The organism is Arthrobacter arabinosi (assembly GCF_054511115.1).
Map to the genome: position 1 here is coordinate 166215 of NZ_JBTNDF010000006.1, position 23736 is coordinate 189950.

At 72.3% G+C, this 23736-nt stretch carries 22 protein-coding genes; 7 read left to right on the forward strand and 15 right to left on the reverse strand.

The window, feature by feature from the left end; all coding sequences use genetic code 11:
• Positions 1-36 precede the first annotated feature (36 nt).
• Both xseA and ACX80P_RS14910 read left to right on the forward strand, forming a co-directional pair.
• Positions 37-1380, forward strand: coding sequence for an exodeoxyribonuclease VII large subunit (gene xseA, locus ACX80P_RS14905; RefSeq protein WP_459278891.1), 1344 nt, complete (start codon positions 37-39; stop codon positions 1378-1380).
• Entirely contained in the window at positions 1377-1619 is a 243-nt protein-coding gene (locus ACX80P_RS14910; protein ID WP_459278892.1) for an exodeoxyribonuclease VII small subunit, read from the forward strand. The genes xseA and ACX80P_RS14910 overlap by 4 nt, the downstream gene beginning before the upstream one ends.
• Positions 1620-1621: 2 nt before the next feature.
• Here the strand turns inward: ACX80P_RS14910 and ACX80P_RS14915 are convergent, their stop codons facing one another.
• The 9 genes from ACX80P_RS14915 to ACX80P_RS14955 form a co-directional block, all read right to left on the reverse strand.
• A complete protein-coding gene (locus ACX80P_RS14915; protein WP_459278893.1) occupies positions 1622-2011 on the reverse strand; it encodes a glyoxalase superfamily protein in 390 nt (129 codons plus the stop codon).
• A 188-nt stretch (positions 2012-2199) separates the two neighbouring features.
• On the reverse strand, positions 2200-3054 hold the full coding sequence (locus tag ACX80P_RS14920) for a PPK2 family polyphosphate kinase (RefSeq protein ID WP_459278894.1): 855 nt from the start codon (positions 3052-3054) through the stop codon (positions 2200-2202).
• A 29-nt stretch (positions 3055-3083) separates the two neighbouring features.
• Complete coding sequence (locus ACX80P_RS14925) at positions 3084-4301, reverse strand: pyridoxal phosphate-dependent aminotransferase (RefSeq protein WP_459278895.1); 1218 nt, start codon at positions 4299-4301, stop codon at positions 3084-3086.
• 87 nt (positions 4302-4388) lie between these two features.
• Complete coding sequence (locus tag ACX80P_RS14930; RefSeq protein ID WP_459278896.1) at positions 4389-5357, reverse strand: ABC transporter substrate-binding protein; 969 nt, start codon at positions 5355-5357, stop codon at positions 4389-4391.
• The gene (locus ACX80P_RS14935; protein ID WP_459278897.1) at positions 5354-6100 is read right to left on the reverse strand and encodes an ABC transporter permease; all 747 of its coding nucleotides are present in this window, start codon (positions 6098-6100) and stop codon (positions 5354-5356) included. Before ACX80P_RS14935 ends, ACX80P_RS14930 begins: the two co-directional genes overlap by 4 nt.
• Positions 6100-6795: an ABC transporter permease gene (locus tag ACX80P_RS14940; protein WP_459278898.1), complete on the reverse strand. Its 696-nt coding sequence runs from the start codon at positions 6793-6795 to the stop codon at positions 6100-6102. The genes ACX80P_RS14935 and ACX80P_RS14940 overlap by 1 nt, the downstream gene beginning before the upstream one ends.
• 2 nt (positions 6796-6797) lie before the next feature.
• Positions 6798-7949 carry an ABC transporter ATP-binding protein gene (locus tag ACX80P_RS14945; protein ID WP_459278899.1) on the reverse strand — a complete coding sequence of 384 codons (1152 nt, stop codon included), beginning with the start codon at positions 7947-7949 and terminating at the stop codon, positions 6798-6800.
• Between the two features lie 189 nt (positions 7950-8138).
• The gene (locus ACX80P_RS14950; RefSeq protein WP_459278900.1) at positions 8139-9092 is read right to left on the reverse strand and encodes an N-acetylglucosamine kinase; all 954 of its coding nucleotides are present in this window, start codon (positions 9090-9092) and stop codon (positions 8139-8141) included.
• A gap of 37 nt (positions 9093-9129) precedes the next feature.
• Positions 9130-10374, reverse strand: a complete 1245-nt coding sequence (locus tag ACX80P_RS14955; RefSeq protein WP_459278901.1) for an MFS transporter — start codon at positions 10372-10374, stop codon at positions 9130-9132.
• Positions 10375-10538: 164 nt separating this feature from the next.
• On the opposite strand from ACX80P_RS14955, the gene ACX80P_RS14960 reads away from it, so the two are divergent.
• On the forward strand, positions 10539-11021 hold the full coding sequence (locus tag ACX80P_RS14960; protein WP_459278902.1) for an Lrp/AsnC family transcriptional regulator: 483 nt from the start codon (positions 10539-10541) through the stop codon (positions 11019-11021).
• A 48-nt stretch (positions 11022-11069) separates the two neighbouring features.
• A complete protein-coding gene (locus tag ACX80P_RS14965) occupies positions 11070-11948 on the forward strand; it encodes an alanyl-tRNA editing protein (RefSeq protein ID WP_459278903.1) in 879 nt (292 codons plus the stop codon).
• Positions 11949-11963: 15 nt separating this feature from the next.
• On the opposite strand, the gene ACX80P_RS14970 is transcribed toward ACX80P_RS14965, so the two are convergent.
• From ACX80P_RS14970 to galU, 4 genes are all read right to left on the reverse strand, one after another.
• Positions 11964-13259: a phosphotransferase gene (locus tag ACX80P_RS14970; RefSeq protein ID WP_459278904.1), complete on the reverse strand. Its 1296-nt coding sequence runs from the start codon at positions 13257-13259 to the stop codon at positions 11964-11966.
• A 54-nt stretch (positions 13260-13313) separates the two neighbouring features.
• Positions 13314-14321, reverse strand: coding sequence for a hypothetical protein (locus tag ACX80P_RS14975; RefSeq protein ID WP_459278905.1), 1008 nt, complete (start codon positions 14319-14321; stop codon positions 13314-13316).
• Between the two features lie 119 nt (positions 14322-14440).
• Complete coding sequence (locus ACX80P_RS14980; protein WP_459278906.1) at positions 14441-15046, reverse strand: GNAT family N-acetyltransferase; 606 nt, start codon at positions 15044-15046, stop codon at positions 14441-14443.
• Between the two features lie 30 nt (positions 15047-15076).
• The gene (galU, locus tag ACX80P_RS14985) at positions 15077-15979 is read right to left on the reverse strand and encodes a UTP--glucose-1-phosphate uridylyltransferase GalU (protein WP_459278907.1); all 903 of its coding nucleotides are present in this window, start codon (positions 15977-15979) and stop codon (positions 15077-15079) included.
• A gap of 57 nt (positions 15980-16036) precedes the next feature.
• Between galU and ACX80P_RS14990 the strand changes: the two genes are divergently transcribed.
• From ACX80P_RS14990 to cpaB, 3 genes are all read left to right on the forward strand, one after another.
• Complete coding sequence (locus ACX80P_RS14990) at positions 16037-16702, forward strand: 5-formyltetrahydrofolate cyclo-ligase (protein WP_459278908.1); 666 nt, start codon at positions 16037-16039, stop codon at positions 16700-16702.
• Between the two features lie 85 nt (positions 16703-16787).
• Positions 16788-17108 (forward strand): FmdB family zinc ribbon protein, encoded by a 321-nt coding sequence (locus tag ACX80P_RS14995; RefSeq protein ID WP_459278909.1) that lies wholly within the window; start codon positions 16788-16790, stop codon positions 17106-17108.
• A 107-nt stretch (positions 17109-17215) separates the two neighbouring features.
• Entirely contained in the window at positions 17216-17887 is a 672-nt protein-coding gene (gene cpaB / locus ACX80P_RS15000) for a Flp pilus assembly protein CpaB (RefSeq protein ID WP_459278910.1), read from the forward strand.
• A gap of 49 nt (positions 17888-17936) precedes the next feature.
• Here cpaB and ACX80P_RS15005 read toward each other — a convergent pair whose 3' ends face one another.
• The gene (locus ACX80P_RS15005) at positions 17937-22025 is read right to left on the reverse strand and encodes a DUF4011 domain-containing protein (protein WP_459278911.1); all 4089 of its coding nucleotides are present in this window, start codon (positions 22023-22025) and stop codon (positions 17937-17939) included.
• 93 nt (positions 22026-22118) lie between these two features.
• Positions 22119-23705, reverse strand: coding sequence for a glutamine-hydrolyzing GMP synthase (gene guaA / locus ACX80P_RS15010; RefSeq protein WP_459278912.1), 1587 nt, complete (start codon positions 23703-23705; stop codon positions 22119-22121).
• Between the last annotated feature and the right edge of the window lie 31 nt (positions 23706-23736).

The following is a 23736-nucleotide window of genomic DNA, read 5'->3' on the forward strand; positions in this document are numbered from 1 at the left end:
CGGGCGCGGAAGCACGATCCCGAGGACAGGACGGCGATGACGAGCGAGGGAATGAGGGCGCGGCCCGCCGGTGACCCCGGTGAGCGTGCGGCGTCGACCGTCCCCGCCACGGCCGCGGAGACGTCGCCGGACGCCCCCTGGCCGCTCCACCTGCTGTCGGAGAAGCTGAAGGCGCACATCGACAGGGCGCCGGCGGCGTGGGTCGAGGGGCAGGTCATCGAGCTCAATCGCCGTGCCAGCATGTGCTACATCACGCTGCGGGACGTCGACTCCGAGGTGTCGCTCTCCCTGTCGGTCTACGGCAGCGTGATGGACCGCGTGTCCTCCCCCCTGGACCGGGGCTCCCGGGTGGTGGCGCGCCTCAAGCCGGACTTCTGGGTGAAGACCGGGCGTCTCTCGATGCAGACCATCGACATCCGGCCCGTCGGGATCGGTGACCTCCTGGCGCGCATCGAACGGCTGCGCCAGACCCTCGCCGCGGAAGGTCTGTTCGCGGCGGCACGCAAGAAGCGTCTGCCGCTGCTCCCCCACCGCATCGGACTCATCACCGGACGCGATTCCGACGCCATGAAGGACGTGATGCGGAACGCCGCACTGCGGTGGCCGGCCGTCGAGTTCGACGTGCGGGAGGTCGCCGTCCAGGGCGTGAACAGCGTGGCGCAGGTGACCGGCGCGCTGGCAGCGCTCGACGCCGACCCCCACGTGGACGTCATCATCATCGCCCGTGGCGGCGGCGCCCTCGAGGACCTCCTGCCCTTCAGCGACGAGTCCCTGGTCCGGGCCGTCGCCAGGGCCGCCACGCCCGTGGTCAGCGCCATCGGGCACGAAGCGGACCGCCCCCTGCTCGACGAGGTGGCGGACCTCCGCGCCTCCACCCCCACGGACGCCGTGAAGCGCGTGGTCCCCGACGTCACCGAGGAGCTCGGGAGGATCGGGCAGGCCCGGTCGGCCCTCGAGCGGTCCATCCGCGTTCTCGTGCACCGTGAGAGCGAGAGCCTCGCGAACCTGCGCTCCCGGCCCTCCCTGGCACGGCCGGAGGGGATGATCGACGTGCGGGAGGCCGACGTCGAGCGGCTCCGCTCGCGCGCCCTGCGCTCGCTGAGCGCCGCCGTGGAACGCGACGCCGACGCCGTCCATCACCTCCGCGGACGCGTCCGCTCCCTCTCCCCCCAGAACACGCTCGACCGCGGGTACGCCGTCGTGCAGCGGACCGACGGGCACGTGGTGAGGGCCCCCGACGACGTCGCGCCGGGAGACGCAGTGCGCATCCGCGTCGCCGGCGGACAGCTCGGCGCGGTCATCGGCGAGGTCCCGGACGATTCCCTGACAGATACCCGCGCCCGGGCACGGGCCACCCAGCAGACGAGGAACACGCCATGACGGAGAACAACCAGCAGGGCCAGGGCGAGGGCGCCGCCGCGGTGGGCACGCTGTCCTACGAACAGGCCCGGGAGGAACTCGTCGCCGTCGTCTCCCGACTCGAGGCCGGGGGCGTGAGTCTCGAGGAGTCCCTCGCACTCTGGGAACGCGGCGAGGCCCTGGCCGATCGCTGCGAGGCCTGGCTCGAGGGCGCCAAGGCCCGGCTCGCCGCGGCCCGCGACAAGGCCGAAGGCCAGTAGTCCTACGAGCCCGCCGCGGAGTAGGGCGTGGCGGGCAGCTCCTGCAGCGCCCACGCGTTGCCGTCGGGATCGGCGAAGTGCACGAACCTCCCCCACGGGTGGTCCTCGACGTCGCTCGCCTCCACACCTCGCCCGAGGAGCTCGGTCCGTGCGCGGTCGGCATCGGCCACGACGACCTGGATGCCGCGCTGCGATCCGGGCGGCATCTCGCTGATCCCGTCGCCGAACGCTATGGAGCACGCGGATCCGGGAGGGGTGAGCTGCACGAAGCGCACTCCCTCACTCACCCGGTGGTCGTGGTCGAGCGTGAATCCGGCCTGGTCGCGGTAGAACGCGATGGCGCGGTCGACGTCGCTGACCGGTACGTCCACGAGTTCGATCTTCCAGTCCATGGGGTCTCCCTTCGAAGCGGGCCTCCAGACTACGGGGGCATGCGGTCAGGAACGGTCCGCGTGCGGGCGCGGCCCGGCCGGTGGGCTTCACCGCACACCGCGTCGGGATCGGCGGGCGCCTCTTCGCGTCGCTCATGCCGTCCTTCCGCGGCTCCCCGGTGGTGCGCCCCAGCCGCAGGGTCGGCGGGTCAGGACGACTGCAGGCGCTGCTTCTCCGCGGCGACGTCGAACGACGCCCGCGGCCAGCTCAGCTGCATGTCCTCCAGCGTCGCGAGGAGCAGGTGCTGCACGGCGAGCCTGGCGTACCACTTGCGGTCGGCGGGCACGACGTACCAGGGGGTGTCCGGCGAACTCGTCTCCTCGACGGCCACCTGGTAGGCCTCCTGGTACTGCTGCCACCGTGCGCGGTCCTCGAGGTCGTCGGGGCTGTACTTCCAGACCTTGTCCGTGCGTTCCAGTCTGTCGGCGAGGCGCGCCTTCTGCTCGTCCTCGCTGATGTGCAGGAGCACCTTGACCACCCGGGTGCCTGTACCCACCACCGTGTCCTCGAAGGTCCGGATGGCGCCGTACCGCTTCTCCACCTCCGCCGCGGGTGACAGGGCGCGCACGCGGTGGATCAGGACGTCCTCGTAGTGCGAGCGGTCGAAGACCCCGATCATCCCCGGCGACGGCAGTTGTCGGCGGACGCGCCAGAGGAAGCCGTGCCGCTGTTCCTGCTCCGTCGGAGCCTTGAACGCGTAGTGCTGCACCCCCTGGGGGTGGACCTGCCCGACGACGTGGCGGACGATCCCGCCCTTGCCGGAGGTGTCCATCCCCTGCAGGATCAGCAGCACGGCGATCTCGCTACCGGCCCGGCTCTCGGCGAAGAGCTTCTCCTGCAGGGACGCGAGCGTGTCGGCTCCCGCGGCGAGCGCCTCGGCGCCCTGTGTCTTGCCGCCGTCGAACCCGGGGGTGGAGCGGGGGTCGACGGCGGCGAGCGAGAAGTCCGGCCCGGCCAGCAGGAGCCGCCGCGTCCCGGCGGCGCTGGCGGTTCCGTTCGGCATGGGGCCTCCTGCGGGCGGGGCGGAGCTGGTCAGGGCCGGTAGGTGGACAGGAAGTCCGCGAGGCGCCCGATGGCGTCCTCGATCACCTCGACGCTCGGCAGCGTGACCATGCGGAAATGGTCGGTGTTGATCCAGTTGAAGGCGCTGCCGTGCGAGATCAGGATCTTCTGCTGCTTGAGGAGGTCCAGGGCGAACTGCTCGTCGTCCGTGATCGGGTAGACCTCGGGGTCGAGTCTGGGGAACAGGTAGAGGGCCCCCTGGGCCAGTTCGCAGCTCACGCCGGGAATTGCGTTCAGCATCTGCGCGGCCTTGTCACGCTGCTGGCGCAGGCGGCCGCCGGGCAGGATGAGGTCGTTGATGCTCTGGTGGCCGCCGAGCGCGGTCTGGATGGCGTGCTGCGCGGGGACGTTCGCGCACAGGCGCATGTTGGCGAGGAGGTTGATGCCCTCGATGTAGTCCGCGGCGTCGCGCTTCGGCCCGGAGATGGCCATCCACCCGCTGCGGAAACCGGCGATCCGGTAGGCCTTGGACAGTCCGCTGAAGGTCAGGCAGAGGACGTCGTCGCCGGTGACGGACGCGGCGTTGATGTGCACGGCGTCGTCGTAGAGGATCTTCTCGTAGATCTCGTCCGCGAACACGATGAGTTCGTGCTCGCGTGCCAGGCGCACGATGCCTTCGAGGATGCTCCGCGGGTACACCGCCCCGGTCGGGTTGTTCGGGTTGATGAGCACGATGCCCTTGGTGCTGGGCGTGATCTTGGCCGCGATGTCCTCGAGGTCCGGCCACCAGTGGTTGTCCTCGTCGCACAGGTAGTGGACGGGCGTGCCGCTGGCCAGGGCCACGGACGCGGTCCAGAGGGGGTAGTCGGGGGTGGGGATCAGCACCTCGTCGCCCGCGTTCAGCAGGGCCTGCATGGACAGCGTGATGAGTTCGCTGACCCCGTTGCCGAGGTACACGTCGTCGACGTCGATCGAGTTGATGCCGCGGCTCTGGTAGTACTGCACGACGGCGGTGCGCGCGGAGAAGATGCCGCGGGAGTCGCTGTAGCCCTGCGCCTCGGGGAGGTTGCGGATCATGTCCACGAGGATGGCGTCGGGAGCCTCGAAGCCGAACGGCGCGGGGTTGCCGATGTTGAGCTTCAGGATGCGGTGGCCCTGGGCCTCCATGGTCATGGCATGTTCGAGCAGCGGCCCCCTGATGTCGTAGAGGACGTTCTGGAGTTTGCCCGACTGCTTGTAGGTGGCCATCTCTTCAGGATGCCACAGCAGGGGCCCGCCGCGCGGCATAGCAATGCCGGGCAGCGGGCCCCTGCAGGGAAGCCGCCTGCGCCGGGACTAGCCGGCGAGGCCCTTCTCGGTGAGCCAGTCGGCCGCGGCGTCCGCGGGGTTCCGCTTCTCGTCGCCGCTGACCTCGCGGTTCAGGGAGAGCAGGTCGTCCGTGGTCAGCTGGGCGGACACCTCGTTGAGGACGTCCTGCGCCTCCTCGTCCACGGTGTCCTTGTTGATGAGCGGGAGGACCTGCTGGGCGATGAAGTTGTTTTCGGGGTCCTCGAGGACCACGAGGTCGTTGTCGTCGATCGACGGTGTCGTCGTGTAGATGTCCGCCGCCTGCACGGTGTCGTCGAGGAGCGCCTTCAGCGTGATGTCCCCGCCGCCGTCGTTGATGGCCTCGAACCCGCCGGGCTCGCAGTCGTACTTCGCCTTGAGGCCGGGCAGGCCGTACGCCCGCTCCTGGAACGTGCTGGGCGCGCCGATGGTGATGTCGCCGCACACCTCGGCGAGGTCCTCGATCGAGGTGAGGCTGTACTTCTCGGCGGTCGCCGCGGTCACCACGAGGGCGTCCTTGCTCTCCGCCTTCGACGGCTCGAGCACCCCGAGGTTCACGTCCGGCGACTTCGCGGCCAGTGCGTCCGGGAGGGCGGCGAAGATGTCCTCGGCGGATTCGGCGGTCGCCTCCGGGTCGGCGAAGAGCAGCAGGTTGCCGCTGTAGTCGGGGATGATGTCCACCGACCCGTCCTCGAGGGCCGTGTAGTAGATCTCCCGCGACCCGATGTTGAGCTTGGTGGTGGCCTCGACGCCGGCGGCGTTGAGCGCCCCGGCGTAGATCTCGGCGACGATCTGGCTCTCGGGGAAGTCGGCCGAGCCGATGACGACGGAACCGCCCTCGGCGGCGGCCGTGTCCTGTGTCTCGCCCTGGGGGTCGCTGTTGGCACCGCAGGCAGTCAACGCCAGCGCGGCCGTCAGGCCGCCAGCCAGTCCCATCAAAGCGCGCCGTCGGGCGCGTCGTGCTGACAGGTTCTTCATGTTGTTCCTCCTTGTGCACTGGCGACGGCCTTCTGCCGGCCAGATCCTTGAGCCCTCGCACGGTCCGGAGTCCGGAGTCCGGGTGAGATGACGATTCTCTGCAGCAGTCCCATGAGCAGATCGACGGCGATCGCCAGGACCGTGATGACCACGGCGCCGCCGAAGAGGCGCCCGTAGTCGGCGAGCTGTGTCCCCTCGACGAGGTAGACGCCGAGCCCGCCGAGGTTGATGAAGGCGACGACGGCGACGGTCGCGATGACCTGCAGCAGGGCGGCGCGCACTCCCCCGAGGATCACCTGGAGTCCGTTCGGCACCTCCACGCGCAGGAGGATCTGCCGTTCCCCCATGCCCATGCTCCGCGCGGCGTCGACCACCGCGGGGTCCACCGAGGCGATCCCGGCGTAGATGCCGGTGAGCAGGGGCGGGACGGCGAGCAGCACGAGGGCCCAGATGGGCGGCATCAGGCCGAGGCCGGAGAGGAGGACGAACAGGAAGACCAGGCCGAGGGTCGGCAGGGCGCGGAGGATGCCGACGCCGGAGACGATCACGATGCGGCCGCGTCCCGTGTGTCCGACGTAGAGGCCGATCGGGACGGCGATCAGCAGGGCGATGAGCATGGTCAGGCCGGTGTAGCCGAGGTGTTCGGCGACGCGCACGGGGATGCCGCGCTCGCCCTCCCAGTTGGCGGGGGCGGTCAGCCACTCCCACATCTGCACGAAGAGGTTGTTGCTGGTGTAGTCCATCAGGCTCCCGCCACCTTCGCCTCGAGGGCCACGATCTCGGCGTCCCGTGCCCCGCCGGAGGGGGCCTTCCGCGTCCACGGCGTCAGCAGCCGCTCCGCGAGCACGAGGAGGAGGTCCATGACCAGCGCCAGCAGCAGGATGATGATGATCCCGACGGCGATCTCGGTGGGGAAGGACCGGAACAGGCCGTCGGTGAACAGAGTCCCGAGGCTCGGGACGCCGATCAGCGCGCCGACGCTGACGAGCGAGATGTTCGTGACCGAGACGACGCGCAGCCCGGCGAACAGCACGGGCAGCGAGAGCGGGAGGTCCACGGTCAGGAACCGGCGGACGGGCGTGTAGCCCATGGCGACGGCGGCCTGGCGGATGCCGTCGTCGATGGAGTTCAGGGCGTCGAGCGTGGACCGCACGAGCAGCGAGAACGCGTAGATGGAGAGGGCGACGATGACGTTGACGGGGTCGATGACCCTGGTGCCGAGCACGACGGGCAGGAACACGAACATCGCGAGGGACGGGATGGTGTAGAGGATCGAGGACCCGGTCAGCAGCACCGAGCCGAGGACGGGGTTGAGCCGGGCGAGCTGCGCGACGGGAACGGCGACGAGCAGACCGAGGAGCAGCGGGACGACGGCCTGGAAGAGGTGCAGGCGCGTGTGCAGCCAGACGAAGTCGAGGTTGGCGAGGAACCAGTCCACGCCTAGACCGCCGTGTTGTGGTCGGCGCGGCCCCGGTCGAGCCGGGCGGCCTCGATGAGTTCGAAGACCTCGGCGGCGTGGACGACGCCGACGGCGCGGCCGTCGTCGTCGACCGTCACGCCCTGGCCGGACGGCGAGGACAGCGCGGCGTCGAGCGCGCGCCGCAGGGTGTCGCCGCGCGTGTAGAGGGACCCTCCGGGGACGGCATCGGCCTGGCGGGTGATCCTGCCGCGGGTGGCCTGCGGCACCCAGCCGTGCGGGCGCCCGTCGGGGTCGACCAGCAGCGTCCACGGAGAGCGGACGGAGACGGTCGGATCGGCGAGGCGCTCCACCTCGATGGTCTCCACGGGGTGGACCGTGACGCCGGCACCGGACTGGAAGGAGAGGTGGCGGAAGCCGCGGTCCCGGCCCACGAAGCCGGCCACGAAGTCGTCGACGGGCGACCGGAGGATCTCCTCGGGGGCGGCGTACTGCGCCAGGCGTCCGCCGACGGCGAAGACGGCCACCTTGTCGCCGAGGATCGTCGCCTCGTCGATGTCGTGGGTGACGAAGACGATGGTCTTGGCCAGGTCCCGCTGCAGGCGCAGCAGCTCCTCCTGCAGTTCGGCGCGGACCACGGGGTCGACGGCGCTGAAGGGCTCGTCCATGAGGAGGATGGGCGGATCGGCGGCGAGCGCCCGGGCGACACCGACGCGCTGCTGCTGGCCGCCGGAGAGCTGCGCCGGGTAACGCCCGCCCAGTTCGGGGGCGAGTCCGACGACGGCGAGCAGTTCCTGCGCGCGGGTGCGCGCCTCGGCCTTGCGGACGCCGTTCAGGCGCGGGACGGTCGCGATGTTGTCGAGGACGGACCGGTGCGGCAGGAGGCCGGAGGACTGCATGACGTAGCCCATCGAGCGCCGCAGCACGGAGGCCTTCTGCTGGGAGACGTCCTGCCCGTCCACGAGGATCAGGCCCGACGTCGGTTCCACCATCCGGTTGATCATGCGCAGGGAGGTCGTCTTGCCGCAGCCCGAGGGGCCGACGAAGACGGTGATCTTCCCGCGCTCGATGTCCATGGTGAGGTTGTCGACGGCGGGGCGCCCGCCGTCGTAGGTCTTGGTGACGCCCCGGAATTCGATCTGGTGCGGGGTGCCGGCCTGCTCGGAGGGTGTCATGGCAGCTGTGCCTTTCCTGGCAGGAGCTTCTCGGCTGGGCTGCGCCCACGGACCGCACGGCCTGCGGGTCCGGCTTGCCGTCTGGTATGTCGCTGCGCGGGGCGCGCAGCGGTCAGTTCAAGCTGTCGGAGGTTCTGAGTCTAACCATGCCTTCGGAGCAGACAAGACCACGGGTGGGTGAGGCCCGGATCACATCAGAAACCGGACGCCCATGACGGGGTCCTCGTCGAGGAACACGACGTCCGTGATGCCCTCGTCCGCGAGGCGCGTCCGGAGGCGTTCCTGCAGTCCCGGCTGGTGCATCGCGAGTCCGCCGCCCAGCACCACGGGCCCGGGCACCCCGATCACGGAGGCGACGTCGAGCACGAGGCGGGTGAGGTCCGCAGCGGCGCGGTCGACGATGGCGGCGGCGTCCGGGTCGCCGTCGCGTGCGGCGTCGAACACCGCGCGGGACTGCGCCGCCCAGTAGGTGCGCCCGGCACCCGAGTGGAACAGGCCGATGAGCTCGGTGGGGGTGGCGACGCCGTTGAGGGCGAGCACCACGGCGTCGAGGGTGTCCGGGGCGAGGCCGACGTCGTGCCGGTGCAGGGCCCGCCGGACGGCCTCGCGGGCCACCCAGTACCCGCTGCCCTCGTCGCCCAGGAGGTACCCCCAGCCGCCGGAGCGCGCCTGACGGCCGTCCCCGGTGGCTCCCCAGGCGACGGAGCCTGTTCCCGCGATGACGGCGATGCCCGCGTGGGTCCCGCCCGCGGCGAGGATGAGGCGGGTGTCGTGGACGACGTCCACGACGGCGTGGGGGGCGTGGGGTGCGATCAGCGCGCGGAGGCGGTCGGCGTCGGCGTCGGTGTCCACTCCCCCGGAGCCGGCGACGACGCGCGCGACCGGGCCCGCGCCCTCGTGTGCGAGGAGGTCGCGGAACAGCTCGCCCAGGCTGCGGGCGGCGTCGTCCGGGGTGACGTTCTGGACGTTGGCGCTTCCCGCCTTCGCCTCGGCGACGAGCTTCCCCCCACGCCAGAGCGCGCCGTGGGTCTTGGAGCCGCCGATGTCGAGGCCGACGACGAGCGGCGGCGGTCCATCGCCCGCGCCGGGTTCCCCGGGAGCGGGGGGCTGGTGCGGGGCGGGCTGTGCGGGGATCTCGGACATGCCTACAGCCTACAAAAAGCCTCGTGGGCGGTTCTCGTCAGCGTGGGGCCCGGGACCGGAGGACCAGGGAGCCGGCGGCGAGGACGCCGCAGACGGCGCAGATCGCGAGCGCGAAGACGGTGACCGAGGCGTCGAGGCCCCAGCTGCCGGCGGCGGCGCCGAGACCGAGGACCGGGACGGCACTGCCGAGGTAGGTGATGACGTAGACGGCGCTCACGGTCTGGGCGTGCAGGGCGGGGTCGACCCTCAGGGCCACCTCGTTGAAGACCACCCGGAACGCCATGCCCTGACCGGACCCGGCGACGACGCACGCCCCGACGAGCAGCGGCAGGCTGCCGGTCGCCTGCGCGACGGGCAGGAGGCCGACGCCCAGCGCCATTCCGGCGAGGCCCGCCGGGACGACGAAGCGTCCTCGCGGCGAGAGCAGCTGGCTGGCGGCGGAGGAGCCGAGCACGAGCGCGGCGAGGAGGCCGATCAGGGGGCGGGACGTCGTGCCTGCAATCCCGGCGAACCAGGTGGGGGCGAGGCTCAGCGTGAATCCGAACACCGCGAAACTCAGGAATCCGACGGACGACGCCGTCCAGAAGGCGCGGCGGGCATCCTTCGACACGGCCGGCCGGCGGGGGCGCAGCGCGGCCAGCGGGCTCCCGCCCGCCACGGGCCTGATCGCCGGGCGGGCGCGCAGCAGCAGGAGGGGGACCAGGAGGCTCGCGAGCACGACGATGTACACGACGAAGGGGGTCCTCGTGGGCGAGGGCAGGAGCGAGAGGAGCCCGCCGATCACCGGGCCGGCCGCGACCCCGCCCGCCGAGGCCAGGAGCGTGAACCGGGAGGCCCAGTCCGGGCGGGTCGGGAGCAGGTCGCGGAGCGCAGCCGCGCTGGCACCCGTCGCCAGGGCGACGGCACCGCCCTGGAGCACGCGCCCCGCGGCGAGCATCGGCAGCGAGGTGGCCATCGCGAAGAGCGCGGCACCCAGGAGCCCGAGGGCGACGGCGAGGACGAGGGCGGCCCGCCGCCCGATGTGGTCAGACCAGTGGCCGGCGAGCACGAGCCCGCCGATCAGGGCCACGACGTAGGAGGCGAACGCGACGGTGACGGCGAAGGGGGACAGCCCGAGATCGGCCTGGATGAGCGGATAGATCGGCGTGGCGAGATTCGCGCCGATCAGGAGGGTCGAGATCACGATCACGGCCAGCACGAGCCGGACCGCGAGCGACGCGTCCCAGCGCCGTGCCGGAGCCGCTGCCGCCGGCCTCATCCGCAGCTCGTCGATGACGCTCATCCCACCACTTCTCCTCGCTCGCGTGCGCCCGGACGGACGCGTCCCGGCACACTCCTGCACACCCCTATAGGATGAGGTCGATTGACCTCGGTGCAGCGTTGCCGCCCCGCTTTTTGAGCGCCGTGCGCAACACCCCGGGGCCCGATTGATGGGATGTGAGCGTCATGAGCAAGCTCGACCACCTCGACCTGCGCCTGCTGCTCGAGCTGGTGCGCGACCCCCGCGCGCAGGTGAGCGAGCTCAGCGAACTCCTCGGGATCGCCCGCAACACGGCGCAGAGCCGCCTGCGCAGGCTCCTGCGCGCCGGGATGCTGCGCCGCAGCGGACGTGAGCTCGACCTGGAGGCGCTCGGCTACGACGTCGTCGCGTTCGTCACCATCGAGGTGTCCCACCGCGAGCTCGACGGCGTCATCGCCGGGCTCCGCACCCTGGGCCAGGTGCTCGAGGTGCACGAGATCTCGGGACGGGGCGACGTCTGGTGCCGGGTCGCAGCCACCGACACCCACAACCTGCAGGCCGCGCTGCGGTCCGTGCTCAGGATCAAGGGTGTCATCCGCACCGAGACCGTCCTCGCCCTGCACGAGCACATCCCCTACCGCACCGAGCCCCTCCTCGAGCGGCTCGCCCAGCGTCCCGCGGACACCTGACCGCGCACACACCCACCCCCGACCCCGACCCACGCCGAGGAGACACCGATGACCCTGCCCACCACCGACACGCGCGTCACCTATCCCGCCGGAGCCACCGAGGAGGCGTCCCGCGTCCTGCACGTCGACACCCGTGCCGGCCGGCGCGCCGTCCTGCTCGACACCACAGCCTTCCACCCCGTGGATCACGCCTGGCCGGACCAGGGCGCGGATCGGGGCATCCTCATGGCCGGTGACCGCAGCTGGGCCGTCACCGACTGCGTCGTCGGCGCGACCGACGGCACCGTCCTGTACCTCGGCGCGGACGCGCCCGTGCGCAAGGGGACCGAGGGGTGGGCGTTCGTCGTCGCCCACCTGATCGACGGCGCGGAGGAGGACGGTCCGGCGGAGGGCGACGACGTCGTCGTGCGGGTGGACGCGGCGCATCGCGCCGCCGTGTCGGCCGGGCACACCGGGTGCCACCTGGCCTCGCTCGCCCTGAACCGGGCGCTGGCGGGGCGCTGGAAGAAGGACGTGGCGCCCGACGCCCTCGGCGCGCCGAACTTCGACGCGCTGGCGATCGACACGACGGTCATCCGCGAGTTCGGGTCCCTCGACCGGTACCGCCTCGGCAAGTCCCTGCGGCGGAAAGGCTTCACCGTGGACGGCCTCGACCCGGAGGCCACGGCCGCGGCGGTGAACGCGACCCTCGCCGAGTGGACGGCCACCGGTGCCTCCATCGGCATCGAGGCGGACGGCAGCGGGCTCACCGGCCGCCGCCGCTGGGTCTGCGACCTGCCCGGCGAACGGGCGGAGATCCCCTGCGGCGGCACCCACCTGACCTCTTTGGCCGGTGTGGGCGTGACCGTCCGGCTCGAGCTCACCGAGGCGGACGGGACCCCGGTGCTGCAGATGGACACCCGGGTCACCGTTCCGCCGTCGGACTGAGGTCCTCGGAGTTTCCTAGGTGCGACCCCGGCGGGGCGGCACCCGGAGTCGCCGCGCCTCGACCAGGAACTGCTCCGCGACCTCGAGTCGTGACACCGCCTCCGCCGTGCCGGCGTCGTCCGTCGCGCGCGCCTCGGTACGGCGCCGAGCCCCGGCGACGAGCGTGAGGCTCACGGCGGCGGCGCGGCCCCGGAGGGCCACCGGGTCGACGCGGCGGTCGAAGGCCTGCAGGAAGCGCTGCAGTGCCTCAGGGACCCGGGCGTAGCCGGCGTGCAGGGCGGGCAGGACGGCGAGGTGCCCGAGGAAGCAGGCGAGATCGTCCACGAGGTGTCCCGGGCCGAGCGCGTCGACGTCCAGGAGCCCCGACACCGTGCCGTCCTCGATCAGGAGGTTCCCTTCGTAGAAGTCGCCGTGCGTCGGGACCAGGGGTCCGTCCTGGCCGGCACGGACGACGGCGTCGATGTCAGCGGCGAGGCGGCGGATGCGATCGGCCTCCGCGGGCAGTGCCGCCACCGCTGCCTCCCCGTAGTCCCGGACCCTGGCCGACCATGGCGGGCGCTCCGGCAGCGAGAGGACCTCGACCGGCAGGCGCGCGAGGACCCGCAGGAGGGCCTCCGGCTCGACGCCGCTCGCGCCGTCGCGCATGAGGAGCTCCGCGAGCGGCGTGCCGGGAGCGGCGTGCATGGCGACGACGTCCCGGACGGGCCCGGCAGCGAGGACCGGAGCGGGCACGCCGGCGGCCCGCAGCATCCGGTGCCGTTCGGCCAGCGGTCCCGCCGCGTGGTGCCGGAGCACCTTGAGATAGCGGCGCTCGTCCCCGTTCCGCGCCAGCACCACCGCACGGCGCAGCGGCCGGTAGCTCCTGAGCTCGAGCCGCGTCGATCCGGACCCGTACCCGGCCCCGAAGGCGAACGGGGTGACCATGTCCGGGTCGAGTGCCATCGGAAGCCCCGGCAGGAGCGGATCGGCGGGGTGCAGCCACCCGGAGAGGACCTCGGCGCCCCGCCGCTGGAACGCCATGACCTTGCCGGGGGGAGACGGGAGCGGGCAGGACGTGAGGCAGGCGTGCGTCGGGACGGGTCCTGCCGGGACGCTGCGGCCGGTGCCCGCGCCGTCGGGGGGCGAGACCTCGAGGGAGAAGACGCCCGTCGCCCCCGCCCCGGGGCGGTGATGCAGGGAGGAGAGCTGCCAGGCGCCGAGGCGCCATCCCTCCGCGGCGAGCAGGCGCCGCAGGAGGTCCCCCGGCACGTCGGAGCCGAGGAGCGCGATGGCGTCCTGCTCGCGGATGATGCGGGCGTCCCGTGCCCTCATGCGATCGGGACCCTACGCGCGTCCAGCGCCCGCATGCCGTGTCATGCCGGGGCGTCAGGCGCGCCGACGCTGCAGGACGTCGTCGAGGTTGATGCGACCCGTCGCGGGAGCGGCGTCGTCGGAGGCGGCCCCCCCAGCGGGAGCGGCGTCGGCGGTGTCGGCGGTGTCGGCGGTGCTCGCCGCGACGCGGGCGGCAGCCTCCGAGGCCTTGATGGGCGTCTTCGATGCGGCCTTCGGGGCTTCGGGGAGGTCGAGGGGTGCGGGCGCCTGGCGCTCGGCCTTCGCGGCATCCACGTACGTGGGCCGCGGGACCTCGACGGGCGCCCAGGCCGCGGACCCCGGCGTCGCGGACGGCTCACCCGTCCGCGGGGTCGGGGCGGCGTCGGCGGGTCCCGCGTCCCGGACGTCCACGGCGGAGGACCCGTGGGCGACGGCGAGCGCGGCGGTCCGCTGTTCCATCGCGGTGAGGGGGCGCACGGGGGTCTCCTCGGCGTCGAACAGGACGGTCGGACGCGTAGGCGCCGCACGCACTGGAGCCACCGGCATGGCCGGGTCCGCCGGCCGGGCGGCCTCGGGCGCGGAGTCCGGAACCGGTCCCATCGCTTCGGCGAAGGCGCGGTCCACGCGGGCCCGGCGGGCACGCACGGCGAGCACCCTCAGCACGGCGACGGCGGCGGCGAAGCCGGCGAGGCATGCCAGCGGGACGAGGAGGGACACGACGCCGACCGCGCCGAGCACGAGGGTCACCAGGGCGGCGACGAGGCAGGCGAGACCGGCCGCGGCGACGGCGACCCGCCCCCGCCGCGGGGTGAAGGGCTGCGTGCCGGCCGGGGTGGCGGCCCGGACGGAGGGGGTGCCCGGCGTGGTCCCCGGCGCGGCCGGCAGGGTCCGGGGGTGACGTGCATCGTCCTGCGGTGCGGTCATGGTCATCATGCTCCCCCCAGGACGGCGCGTCCTGGTCGTCAGCGGCTGGCGTCTGGTCCCCGCGAACGCGGGCGTGGTCCTGCCGAGGAGGAACGGCGCCACCCACAGCAGCCACACACCGACGATTGCTGCGAGCACCAACGAGCTATCCAGGGAGAAGACCACACTCAGAACCGTAGAAGCACTTGCCACCCGGCTGCCGCATTGGCACCGGTGTGTCGGCCGCCAATATGCTCCCCCTGGCATCCACCGCCCGCTCAGCCCCGCTGCGGCTCCCGGCTCTCCAGCCAGGGGTCGAGCAGACCCCTCGGCACGTCCTCGGCGGTCAGGGCGAAACTGCGGTGGTCCGCCCACTGCCCGGCGATGTGGAGGAACCGGGGACGCAGGCCCTCGTCGCGGAAGTGCAGCTTCTCCACGACGCGCAGGCTCGCCCGGTTCTCGGGGCGGATGTTGATCTCCATCCGGTGGAGTCCCAGGTCCCAGAAGCAGTAGTCGGTCGCGAGCGCGACCGCCGTCGGGGCGATGCCCCGCCCCGCCCGGTCCGCGTCGACCCAGTAGCCGAGGGTCGCCGTCATGGCCGAGCCCCAGGTGATGCCCGAGACCGTCAGCTGTCCCACCAGGCGGGCGTCCCGCGATCCCGGCTGCTGCTCCGTGATGAGGAAGGGCAGCGCCGCCCCGGCCCGCGCCTGGGAGGTCAGGGAGCGCACCATCTGGTGATAGGTGGGCAGGAAACCCTCAGGGTCCGGATTCGAGGCCTCCCAGGGTGCGAGCCAGGCGGCGTTGCGTTGCCGCACCGCCGTCCAGGCTGCCTTGTCCCTGTGGCGGATGGGCCGCAGGACCAGCGACCCGGTCCTGAGGTTCACGGGCCAGCTGGCTGCCGACCACACGGCGGGTCAGTCCGGGAGGTTCTTGCTGAAGTCCCTGATCCAGTCCCGGAGATCCGGACCGAGGTCCTCGCGCTCGGAGGCGAGCGTCACCACGGCCTTCAGGTAGCTCAGCTTGTCGCCGGTGTCGTAGCGACGCCCGCGGAAGACGACGCCGTACACGCCGGATCCGTCGCCCTCGGCGCTCGCGAGGGTCTGCAGTGCGTCGGTCAGCTGGATCTCGCCGCCACGGCCCGGCGCCGTGGTCTCGAGGACGTCGAACACGCGGGGGTGCAGGACGTAGCGGCCGATCACGGCGAGGTTGGACGGCGCGTCCTCGACGGCCGGCTTCTCCACGAGGTGGTTCACCCGGACGTGGCCCTCGCCGTCGATCTCGGTGATGTCGGCGCAGCCGTAGGCACTGATCTGCTGGGGATCCACCTCGATCAGGGCGATGACGGACCCGCCCGTCTTCGCCTGCACCTCGATCATGGTCTCCAGCAGCGGGTCGCGCTCGTCGATCAGGTCGTCGCCGAGCAGGACGGCGAACGGCTCGTTGTTGACGTGCAGTTTGGCGCGCAGCACGGCGTGGCCGAGGCCCTTCGGGTCACCCTGGCGCAGGTAGTGGATGTCGCCCAGCTCCGAGGGCCGCCGCACGGCGGCGAGCTTGTCGTGGTCGCCCTTGTCCTCGAGGGTCTGCTCGATGAAGGGGACGCGGTCGAAGTGGTCCTCGAGCGCGCGCTTGTTGCGGCCGGTGATCATGAGGACGTCGGACAGCCCGGCGTCCACGGCCTCCTGCACCACGTACTGGATGGCGGGCTTGTCGACGACCGGGAGCATCTCCTTCGGCATCGCCTTGGTTGCGGGAAGGAAGCGGGTTCCCAGCCCGGCCGCAGGGATGACGGCCTTAGTCACACGTGATCGCAAAGTCATGGGCACCAGACTACATAACGGGCCCCGCATTCCCGGGCGGCTCTGCACAATAGTGGGATGAGCCCTTCACCTCGTACCATGCGGCCCGCTGCCGACAAGGCCGGGCTGCGCCGGTCGCTCCGCGCTGCCCGTGCCGCGCTGGACCCGGCCGACCGGCAGGACCAGTCGACGGGGCTCGCCCGCACCGTGACGGAGCATCTCCTGCGAAGCGCGCCCCCCTCCGGGGTCACCGGATCGTGCCGCCCGGTGATCGCCGCGTACCTCGGCGTCGACACGGAACCTGACACCTCACCCCTGCTCGGCGAGCTGCACCGCCTCGGCTTCGGGGTGGTCGTCCCGATCTGCGAGCCCGCATACCAGCTGTCGTGGACGGCCTGGACCCCGGACGTCCCGCTCGAGCGCTCGGTGCGGGCCCCCGTCGTCGAGCCCGTCGGGCACCGGCACGCGTTCGGTGAGCTGTCGGACGTCGCCCTCATCCTCGTTCCCGCCCTCGCCGTGGACCGTTCCGGCCACCGCATCGGCCAGGGAGGCGGCTACTACGACCGTTTCCTCGCGCAGCACCCGCCCGGACGGCCCGGCGCCGTCCCCCGGCTCGGCGTCGTCTACCGCTCCGAGGTGCTGCCGGCGGGCGCCGTTCCCGCCGAAGCCTACGACCAGCCCCTGCAGGGGGTCTTCACGGCGGACGGGCTGCTGAGCTTCGGGGCACTGCGCCCTGCCATGTAGACTGGCACTCGACCCGGGAGAGTGCCAACAGCTTCCAGTGGAAGCGTGCCGGCCGGGACCATGAAGCCTGTCCAGGAGGATTTCCATGCCCATGTACGCCTATGCCTGCAAGGACTGCGGCCACACCTTCGACATCCAGCAGTCCTTCTCCGACGACTCGCTGACCGTCTGCCCCGTGTGCGACGGCTCGCTGCGGAAGAAGTTCAACAGCGTGGGCGTGGTCTTCAAGGGCTCGGGTTTCTACCGCAACGACTCCCGCGACACGAAGTCCAGCACGGACGCGAAGGCACCGGCGAGCCCCGCGTCATCGGGGGCCCCGGAGGGCAAGGCCCCCGCGTCCGGCACTGCCGGCTCGGCCTCCGTCGCGACTCCGGCGTCCGCCGGTGCCGACCGCGCCGCGTCCTGACGGTCCCTGACGCCCGGTGGGCCGTCCGCGGGCCCGACGTCGCCGGCGGATATCCACATGGCAGCGCCGGCCGTCCCGGGCAGGAGACCGCAGCCTAGGGTCGGTGCATGCGCCCGATCCGCCGCACCCAGGCCTCCCCCCTCCGGTACCGCCTCCACCGGGTGGCGCACCGCCACAGGAGGCTTCTCGCCTGCCTGCTCCTGTGCGCTGCAGCGGGCGTCGCCGTCGAGGCTGTCGTGGGCGACGACTACCCCACGACGGCGGTCGTGAGCGCAGCCCGCGACCTCGCCGTGGGGACCGTCCTGACCGACGCCGACGTGGAGGTCGTCGCGGTCCCCGACCAGGCCGTCGTCACAGGCGCGTTCCACCGGCCGGACGAGGTGGTGGGCCGGCAGCTGGCCGCTCCCCTGCGTGAGGGCTTCCCACTGTCCACGACGGCGTTCGTCGGAGCCGGCTTGCTGACCGGGATGGCGCCCGGCACGGTCGCCGTCCCGCTCCGCCCGGCCGATCCCGCCACCGTCCAGCTCCTCACCCCCGGACAGCGGGTGGATGTGATCCTCAGCACCGGCAACGGCTACGACGTCGCCGCGGACTCGACGGTCCTCGCCCGGGCGGCGCCCGTCCTGTGGACCGCCCCCGACGCCGGCAGCGGGTCCTGGCCGGGCGCGGGCGACGACGGCGGGCTCGTCGTGGTCGCCGCTGGACCGGAGGACGCCGAGGCGCTCGCCGGCGCCTCCAGTTCCGGGGACGTCCATCTCGTCCTCACCACGGGTCCGTGACGCCGTGCCGGCCCGCCGCGGCGGACCGTCCCCTGCGACTGGCGCAGGCTCAGCCCCAGTGCGGGGGCCGCTGCTCCCTGAGCCACGCGTCGTGATCGTCCGGCGTGTCGCCCCAGGACCGCGGGTCGTCCTCGCCCGCCGTCGCCGGGATGGCGGGCTGCGCGTCGCTCCCGGATCCGGGGACGGAAACGGTACCGGGGCCGTCCGCCGTGCCGGCGGTTCCCGGGCCCTGGTCGTCCTTCGGCATCGTGTCGGCGTCCTTCCGGTTCTTCTGCGGGGCAGTGGTGTCGCGGGGCGGCAGCCCGATGAGGGCGGATGCGCGTTCGGCGCAGCCGTCCGGGTCCGTGAAGACCTCGATGGTCCACAGCGGCATGTAACACCACCCCATGCGCTCGAGGATCTGCGGCCTCAGCCTGCTGCGCTCGCGCACCGACATGGACCGGTACCGGCCGGTGCCGTCCGATTCGATCGCCAGGGGGGCCGGCCGCTCGTCCTGCACGGCGGCGGCGCTCCCGTCGGCGCGGAGATCCGCGGGCCGCACCGCGACGATGTCGAGGACGCCCGCGTAGTGGTCCCACACCTCGGCCCCGCGGTCCCGCAGCCGGTCCACGAGGTCAGCTACGAGCGGATCCTCGTTGCTCCCGGACACGGGCCGGCCGTGGCCCGTGGCCTCGCCGAGTTCCCGCTGGAGCAGCTCGAAGAAGTCCAGGGCTCCGGCGGTGAGGCGGTCCGGGTCGAGATCGGAGGGCTGGAAGCAGGTCAGCACGTGCTGCAGCCGGCGGGCGCGCGTCATCGCCATCACGAAGTTCCGGCGGCCGTCGGGGCCGGAGAGCGGACCGAAGGAGTGCAGGGCACGGCCGTGGGGGGTCCTGCCGTAGCCGAGCGAGAAGATGATGTCGTCGCGCACCAGGCCTCCGGCGCGCTCGACCGGGACGACGCGGAAGGACTCCCGGCCGGGCGTGAAGAATCCGGCGGCCCAGGGGAACGTGGACATCTGCAGCCGGATGGCCTCCCCCACCCTGGCGGCGTGCCGGGTACTCGCGGTGACGACCGCGAGGGAGGAACCCGGGCGGCGGCGGATGTGGTCGAAGACGAGTTCGACGACGCGCTTGACCTCGACGTCGACGCTCTCCACGCCGTCGTGCTCGGAGCTCGGCATGCCCGTGCCGTTCGGCAGGTACTCGACCACGAGTCCGCGGCCCTCCCCTGTGACCTCGGAGGCCTGCGGGAGACGGGCGAGCTTCCCGTCGTAGAACGATTCACTCAGGTAGGTGTCCAGGGCGCGGTCGACCGCCCGGTACACCTGGGTCAGCCCGCGCACGGGCAGGACCGGCCGCAGCGCGTCGAGGGCGCTGGGCAGGGGTTCAAGGGTGGACGCCCTGTCTGCGGACTGCACCTCGATGCTGAACCGGGTGGGGCCGGCCACGCGGTCGTCGCCGAGGACGACGACCTGCGAGGACCGGGCGATGCAGGGCACCGCGCTCTGCAGGGACATCGACTCGCCGTCGAGCAGGATGGCGGTGTCGAAGCGGTAGTCCTCGGGCACCGCCGCCCTGATGGTCAGGGGACTCACGGCCCAGACGGGCAACAGCGCCGCGACGAGGTCGCGGTGGAGGCCCGCGAAGACCTCGAGGGTCAGCGTTCCGTCCTTCAGTTCCTGGCGCAGGCGTCCGGCGTCCTCGGGGTGGTTCTCGACCGCGGCCCGCCAGCGTTCGGCGAGGATCCAGCGGACGCGGGGGGCGCCGGAGGCGATGTGCGCGTTGTCGGCGAGCCGGTACTCGGCCTCGAGCTTCCGGAGGCTGGCGCCGTCGGACATCGCGAGGTAGTCGTCCCCGCTGATCATGGCCTCGAGGGCGGACTGCCACCACGCGAGTTCCAGTTCGGAGCCCACGCGTTCCGCGGGTACCTCCCGGGCGGCAAGATCGGTGAGCAGTTCGGCGAGGCCCTGCTCCCGCATCTCGTCGAGGAGCAGCGTGCGCTCGGGCAGCGTCTCCAGGGTGTCCTTGTCCGCGGCGAGGTCGCGCAGCAGGGCCTCGAGGGCGTCGAGGGCCAGCCCGGTGAGGTCGGGGTGCCCGGAGGTGGGGCGGAGGATCTCGGTGAGCTCCTCGAGGCGTCCCTCGACGGCGCGGTAGGACGCATGGATCTCGGCCAGCCCGGTCGGCACCGAGGGGTGCCGCTCGGTGACGGCGTAGCGCGTCCACAGGGTGCGCTGCTGCTGGACCTCGAGCAGCGAGCTGTGGAGGTCGGAGATGTGGACGCCGGGCCGGATGTACTCCTTGGCCACGCGCCGCAGCCGGGAGCGCGTCATCGAGCTCATCTCGATGTCACGTTCCTTGCGCCACGACGACGGCGCCGTGGCGGAGATCAGGTCCGTCACGGGGCGGTCGAAGATGTCGGGCGTGAACTTGTCGAGGCTGCCCCGGACGGCGACGAGCAGTTCGAGCTGCTCGCCCCATTCCCTGAAGGTGTCGCCGAGGGTGATGTGCGAGTGCTCGGCGACGCGCTGCACCTCGCCGCGCAGCTCGGGAATGCCGCTGGCGAGCTGCTCGGCGAGGCCGTGCGCGTGTTCGGTCTCCTTGCGGTTGAGCAGCTGCGCGCCGTACCAGGGGCTCTCGGTCGACGCCTTGCTGAAGCTGCCCAGCTCGGCGGCCCGCTGGAGCCGCTCCGTGAGCTCGTTGCGGTCGGCGATGGAGTCGAGGACGCTGCGCTTGAGGCGCACCGTGGTGGACGGCGCCGGGTCGAGCGCGGTGAGCCCGGCCAGGGACTGCATCGCCTGGTAGGGCGAGCACCTCCACCGGCTGCGCACGTTGTGCAGGCTGTGTACGTGCTCGACCAGCTGGTGCCGGTGAGCCGTCAGCGTGGAGTGGAGGGCCCCGAGCGACGGTTCGGCTGCCTTCTCGTTGCGCACCAGGGCGCGGATGACGGCCTCGCGCAGCTGGGCGGGGCCGGTCTGGCTGCCGAGCTGGAGCACGAGGGAGCCGAGGTCCAGCCCGTCGAGGTCCTGCACGAATTCGTTGAGGGTCCCGCGACGCTCGGCGGCGATGATGACCCGTCCGCCCGCGGCGGCGGACCTGACGGCGAGATTGAGCGCGGTCTGGGTCTGGCCCGTCCCGGGGGGAGCGGCGACCGCGAGGCTCACGCCGGCGGATGCGAGGTCGAGGACCTCCTGCTGGGCGCGGTCCGCGTCGAGGATCAGGAGTTCGTCCTCGGGTGCACGCTCGTCGGGGGCCGGGAAGGAGAGTCCGTCGGCCGCCGTCGTGAGTGACGCGGCCGCCTCCCCGTCGCCGCGCGCCGAGGCCATGAGGGCTGCCAGCACGGGGTGCTCGGGGTGGAGGGCCGGGTCGCCCCTGACACCGGCGAGGTCCGCGAAGGTCGAGACGAGGATGCGGTGCTCGACCGACATGCCGCGCACGCCGTCGCTCAGCACGCGCATGTGCTCGAGGACGGGGTGCGGGTCGAGTCGGGCGGTCCCGTAGGCGAGGCGCGCGATGCGCGCGGCGTCCACCTGGAGGCCCTGCTGGTCCCGCAGGTGGCGGACGAGCGCCGGGTTCATGCGGGCCTGCTCGGTGATCTGGAGCTCGTAGTCGTCCTGCGACGCGTGGACGGTCAGGGACACGGCGGTCAGGAGCACGGGGGCGTTGAGCGTCTGGGACCGCCCGGAATCGTCCACGGACCGCCAGGACGCCGTGCCGGCGGCCAGGTAGCCGACGTCGATGCCGCGTTCGGTCCCGAGCTCGAAGATCTTCGCCCGGAGAGCGCGGGCGGCCGCCTTGGCGGCGCTGTACTGCACCGGGTCGCGGAGGAGCGTGGACAGCCTCGTCCGGCGTCCCGCGAGGAGCTGCGCGAGCCCGGAGGGGTGCGCGTGGGTCAGGTCGATGCTGGTGCCGGCCGAAGGCCGGAAATGGAGCAGGGTGTCCCCGCTGGCCTGCGGGCCGAGCCCTTCGAGCCAGGGCTCGAGGAAGTCCCGGGCGGCCGGGGCCTCGCGCGGCGACGCCGGCTGCTGCTGCCCGGCTGGGGCGTCCTGCGGGCCCTCCTGCGGCTGATCCGCAGGCTCTCCTGCCGCGTCACGCGGGTCCTGCTCCGGCACGACCGCCTTCTTCCCTGCATTGTCACGTGCTGATCTCGACCAGATGGGCATGTCTTCCAAGCTATCCGAAAAGCGTCCGGACCCCGCGGATAGCAACGCGGCCCGGGCGGTCCGGCGTGGGCCGATGCCCACCCCGGGGTCCGCCTACTCCCATTCGATGGTTCCCGGCGGCTTGCTCGTCACGTCGAGCACCACGCGGTTGACGCCGTCCACCTCGTTGGTGATGCGGTTGGAGATGCGCGCGAGCAGGTCGTACGGCAGGCGCGACCAGTCCGCGGTCATCGCGTCCTCGCTCGAGACCGGACGCAGGACGATGGGGTGCCCGTAGGTGCGGCCGTCCCCCTGCACGCCGACGCTGCGCACGTCGGCGAGCAGGACCACGGGCATCTGCCATACCTCGTTGTCGAGTCCGGCAGCCGTCAGTTCGGCGCGGGCGATCGCGTCGGCGGTACGCAGGAGCTCGAGCCGCTCCTCGGTGACCTCGCCGACGATCCTGATCCCCAGTCCGGGTCCGGGGAACGGCTGCCGTCCCACGATCTCCGGCGGCAGGCCGAGCTGGGCGCCGACCGCGCGCACCTCGTCCTTGAAGAGGGTCCGGAGGGGCTCGACGAGTTCGAACTGCAGGTCCTCGGGCAGGCCCCCCACGTTGTGGTGGCTCTTGATGTTCGAGGCGCCCTCGCCCCCGCCGGATTCGACGACGTCGGGGTAGAGCGTGCCCTGCACGAGGAAGCGGATGGGCTCGCCGTCGGCCTCCGCCTCGCGCATGATGGCGCGCTCGGCCTCCTCGAAGGCGCGGATGAACTCGCGGCCGATGATCTTCCGCTTGGTCTCGGGGTCGGAGACGCCGGCCAGCGCGTCGAGGAACCGCCGCTGCTCGTTGGCCACGTACAGCCTGACGCCCGTCGCCGCGACGAAGTCGCGTTCCACCTGCTCGGCCTCGCCCTCACGGAGCAGCCCGTGGTCGACGAACACGCAGGTGAGCTGGTCGCCGACGGCGCGCTGCACGAGTGCGGCGGCCACGGCCGAGTCGACGCCGCCGGAGAGCCCGCAGATCACGCGGGCGTCGCCGATCTGCTCGCGGATGCGCTCCACCTGCTCCTCGAGGATGTTGCCGGTGGTCCAGTTCGGGTCCAGCCGTGCGCCCCGGAAGAGGAAGTTCTCGATGACCGCCTGGCCGTGCTGGGAGTGCTTGACCTCGGGGTGCCACTGCACCCCGTAGAGGCCTTTCTCCTCGTGGGCGAAGGCGGCGACGGGTGCGCCTGCGGTGCTGGCGAGGACGTCGAAGCCTTCGGGAGCGGACTGCACGCTGTCGCCGTGGCTCATCCACGCGTTCTGGTGTTCGGGCGTTCCGCTGAGGATCGAGCGGGACGCGCCGTCGGACCTCACGTCCGTGGAGCCGTACTCCCGCAGGCCCGTCTTGGCGACCGTGCCGCCGAGGGCGTCCGCCATCGCCTGGAAGCCGTAGCAGATGCCGAGGACCGGCACGCCCGCCTCGAAGAGGTCCGCTTCGACCCGGGGGGCGCCCTCCGCGTACACGCTGGAGGGACCGCCGGAGAGGATGATCGCCGCGGGGTTCCTCGCGAGGATCTCCTGCGTGCTCAGGGTGTGCGGCACGATCTCGGAATAGACGTCGGCCTCGCGGACCCGGCGCGCGATCAGCTGGGCGTACTGTGCGCCGTAGTCCACTACGAGGACAGGTCGGTGTTCGGAGCCGTTCTCGGGGGTAGTCACCCACCAACAATAGTCTGCGGGCCCGGCCCCC

What these genes read in the sequence shown, in the direction of transcription:
- xseA (WP_459278891.1), top strand. Translation starts at nt 37, where the DNA reads ATGACGAGCGAGGGAATGAGGGCGCGGCCCGCCGGTGACCCCGGTGAG.
- ACX80P_RS14910 (WP_459278892.1), top strand. Translation starts at nt 1,377, where the DNA reads ATGACGGAGAACAACCAGCAGGGCCAGGGCGAGGGCGCCGCCGCGGTG.
- ACX80P_RS14915 (WP_459278893.1), bottom strand. Translation starts at nt 2,011, where the DNA reads ATGGACTGGAAGATCGAACTCGTGGACGTACCGGTCAGCGACGTCGAC.
- ACX80P_RS14920 (WP_459278894.1), bottom strand. Translation starts at nt 3,054, where the DNA reads ATGCCGAACGGAACCGCCAGCGCCGCCGGGACGCGGCGGCTCCTGCTG.
- ACX80P_RS14925 (WP_459278895.1), bottom strand. Translation starts at nt 4,301, where the DNA reads ATGGCCACCTACAAGCAGTCGGGCAAACTCCAGAACGTCCTCTACGAC.
- ACX80P_RS14930 (WP_459278896.1), bottom strand. Translation starts at nt 5,357, where the DNA reads ATGAAGAACCTGTCAGCACGACGCGCCCGACGGCGCGCTTTGATGGGA.
- ACX80P_RS14935 (WP_459278897.1), bottom strand. Translation starts at nt 6,100, where the DNA reads ATGGACTACACCAGCAACAACCTCTTCGTGCAGATGTGGGAGTGGCTG.
- ACX80P_RS14945 (WP_459278899.1), bottom strand. Translation starts at nt 7,949, where the DNA reads ATGACACCCTCCGAGCAGGCCGGCACCCCGCACCAGATCGAATTCCGG.
- ACX80P_RS14950 (WP_459278900.1), bottom strand. Translation starts at nt 9,092, where the DNA reads ATGTCCGAGATCCCCGCACAGCCCGCCCCGCACCAGCCCCCCGCTCCC.
- ACX80P_RS14955 (WP_459278901.1), bottom strand. Translation starts at nt 10,374, where the DNA reads ATGAGCGTCATCGACGAGCTGCGGATGAGGCCGGCGGCAGCGGCTCCG.
- ACX80P_RS14960 (WP_459278902.1), top strand. Translation starts at nt 10,539, where the DNA reads ATGAGCAAGCTCGACCACCTCGACCTGCGCCTGCTGCTCGAGCTGGTG.
- ACX80P_RS14965 (WP_459278903.1), top strand. Translation starts at nt 11,070, where the DNA reads ATGACCCTGCCCACCACCGACACGCGCGTCACCTATCCCGCCGGAGCC.
- ACX80P_RS14970 (WP_459278904.1), bottom strand. Translation starts at nt 13,259, where the DNA reads ATGAGGGCACGGGACGCCCGCATCATCCGCGAGCAGGACGCCATCGCG.
- galU (WP_459278907.1), bottom strand. Translation starts at nt 15,979, where the DNA reads ATGACTTTGCGATCACGTGTGACTAAGGCCGTCATCCCTGCGGCCGGG.
- ACX80P_RS14990 (WP_459278908.1), top strand. Translation starts at nt 16,037, where the DNA reads ATGAGCCCTTCACCTCGTACCATGCGGCCCGCTGCCGACAAGGCCGGG.
- ACX80P_RS14995 (WP_459278909.1), top strand. Translation starts at nt 16,788, where the DNA reads ATGCCCATGTACGCCTATGCCTGCAAGGACTGCGGCCACACCTTCGAC.
- cpaB (WP_459278910.1), top strand. Translation starts at nt 17,216, where the DNA reads ATGCGCCCGATCCGCCGCACCCAGGCCTCCCCCCTCCGGTACCGCCTC.
- ACX80P_RS15005 (WP_459278911.1), bottom strand. Translation starts at nt 22,025, where the DNA reads ATGCCCATCTGGTCGAGATCAGCACGTGACAATGCAGGGAAGAAGGCG.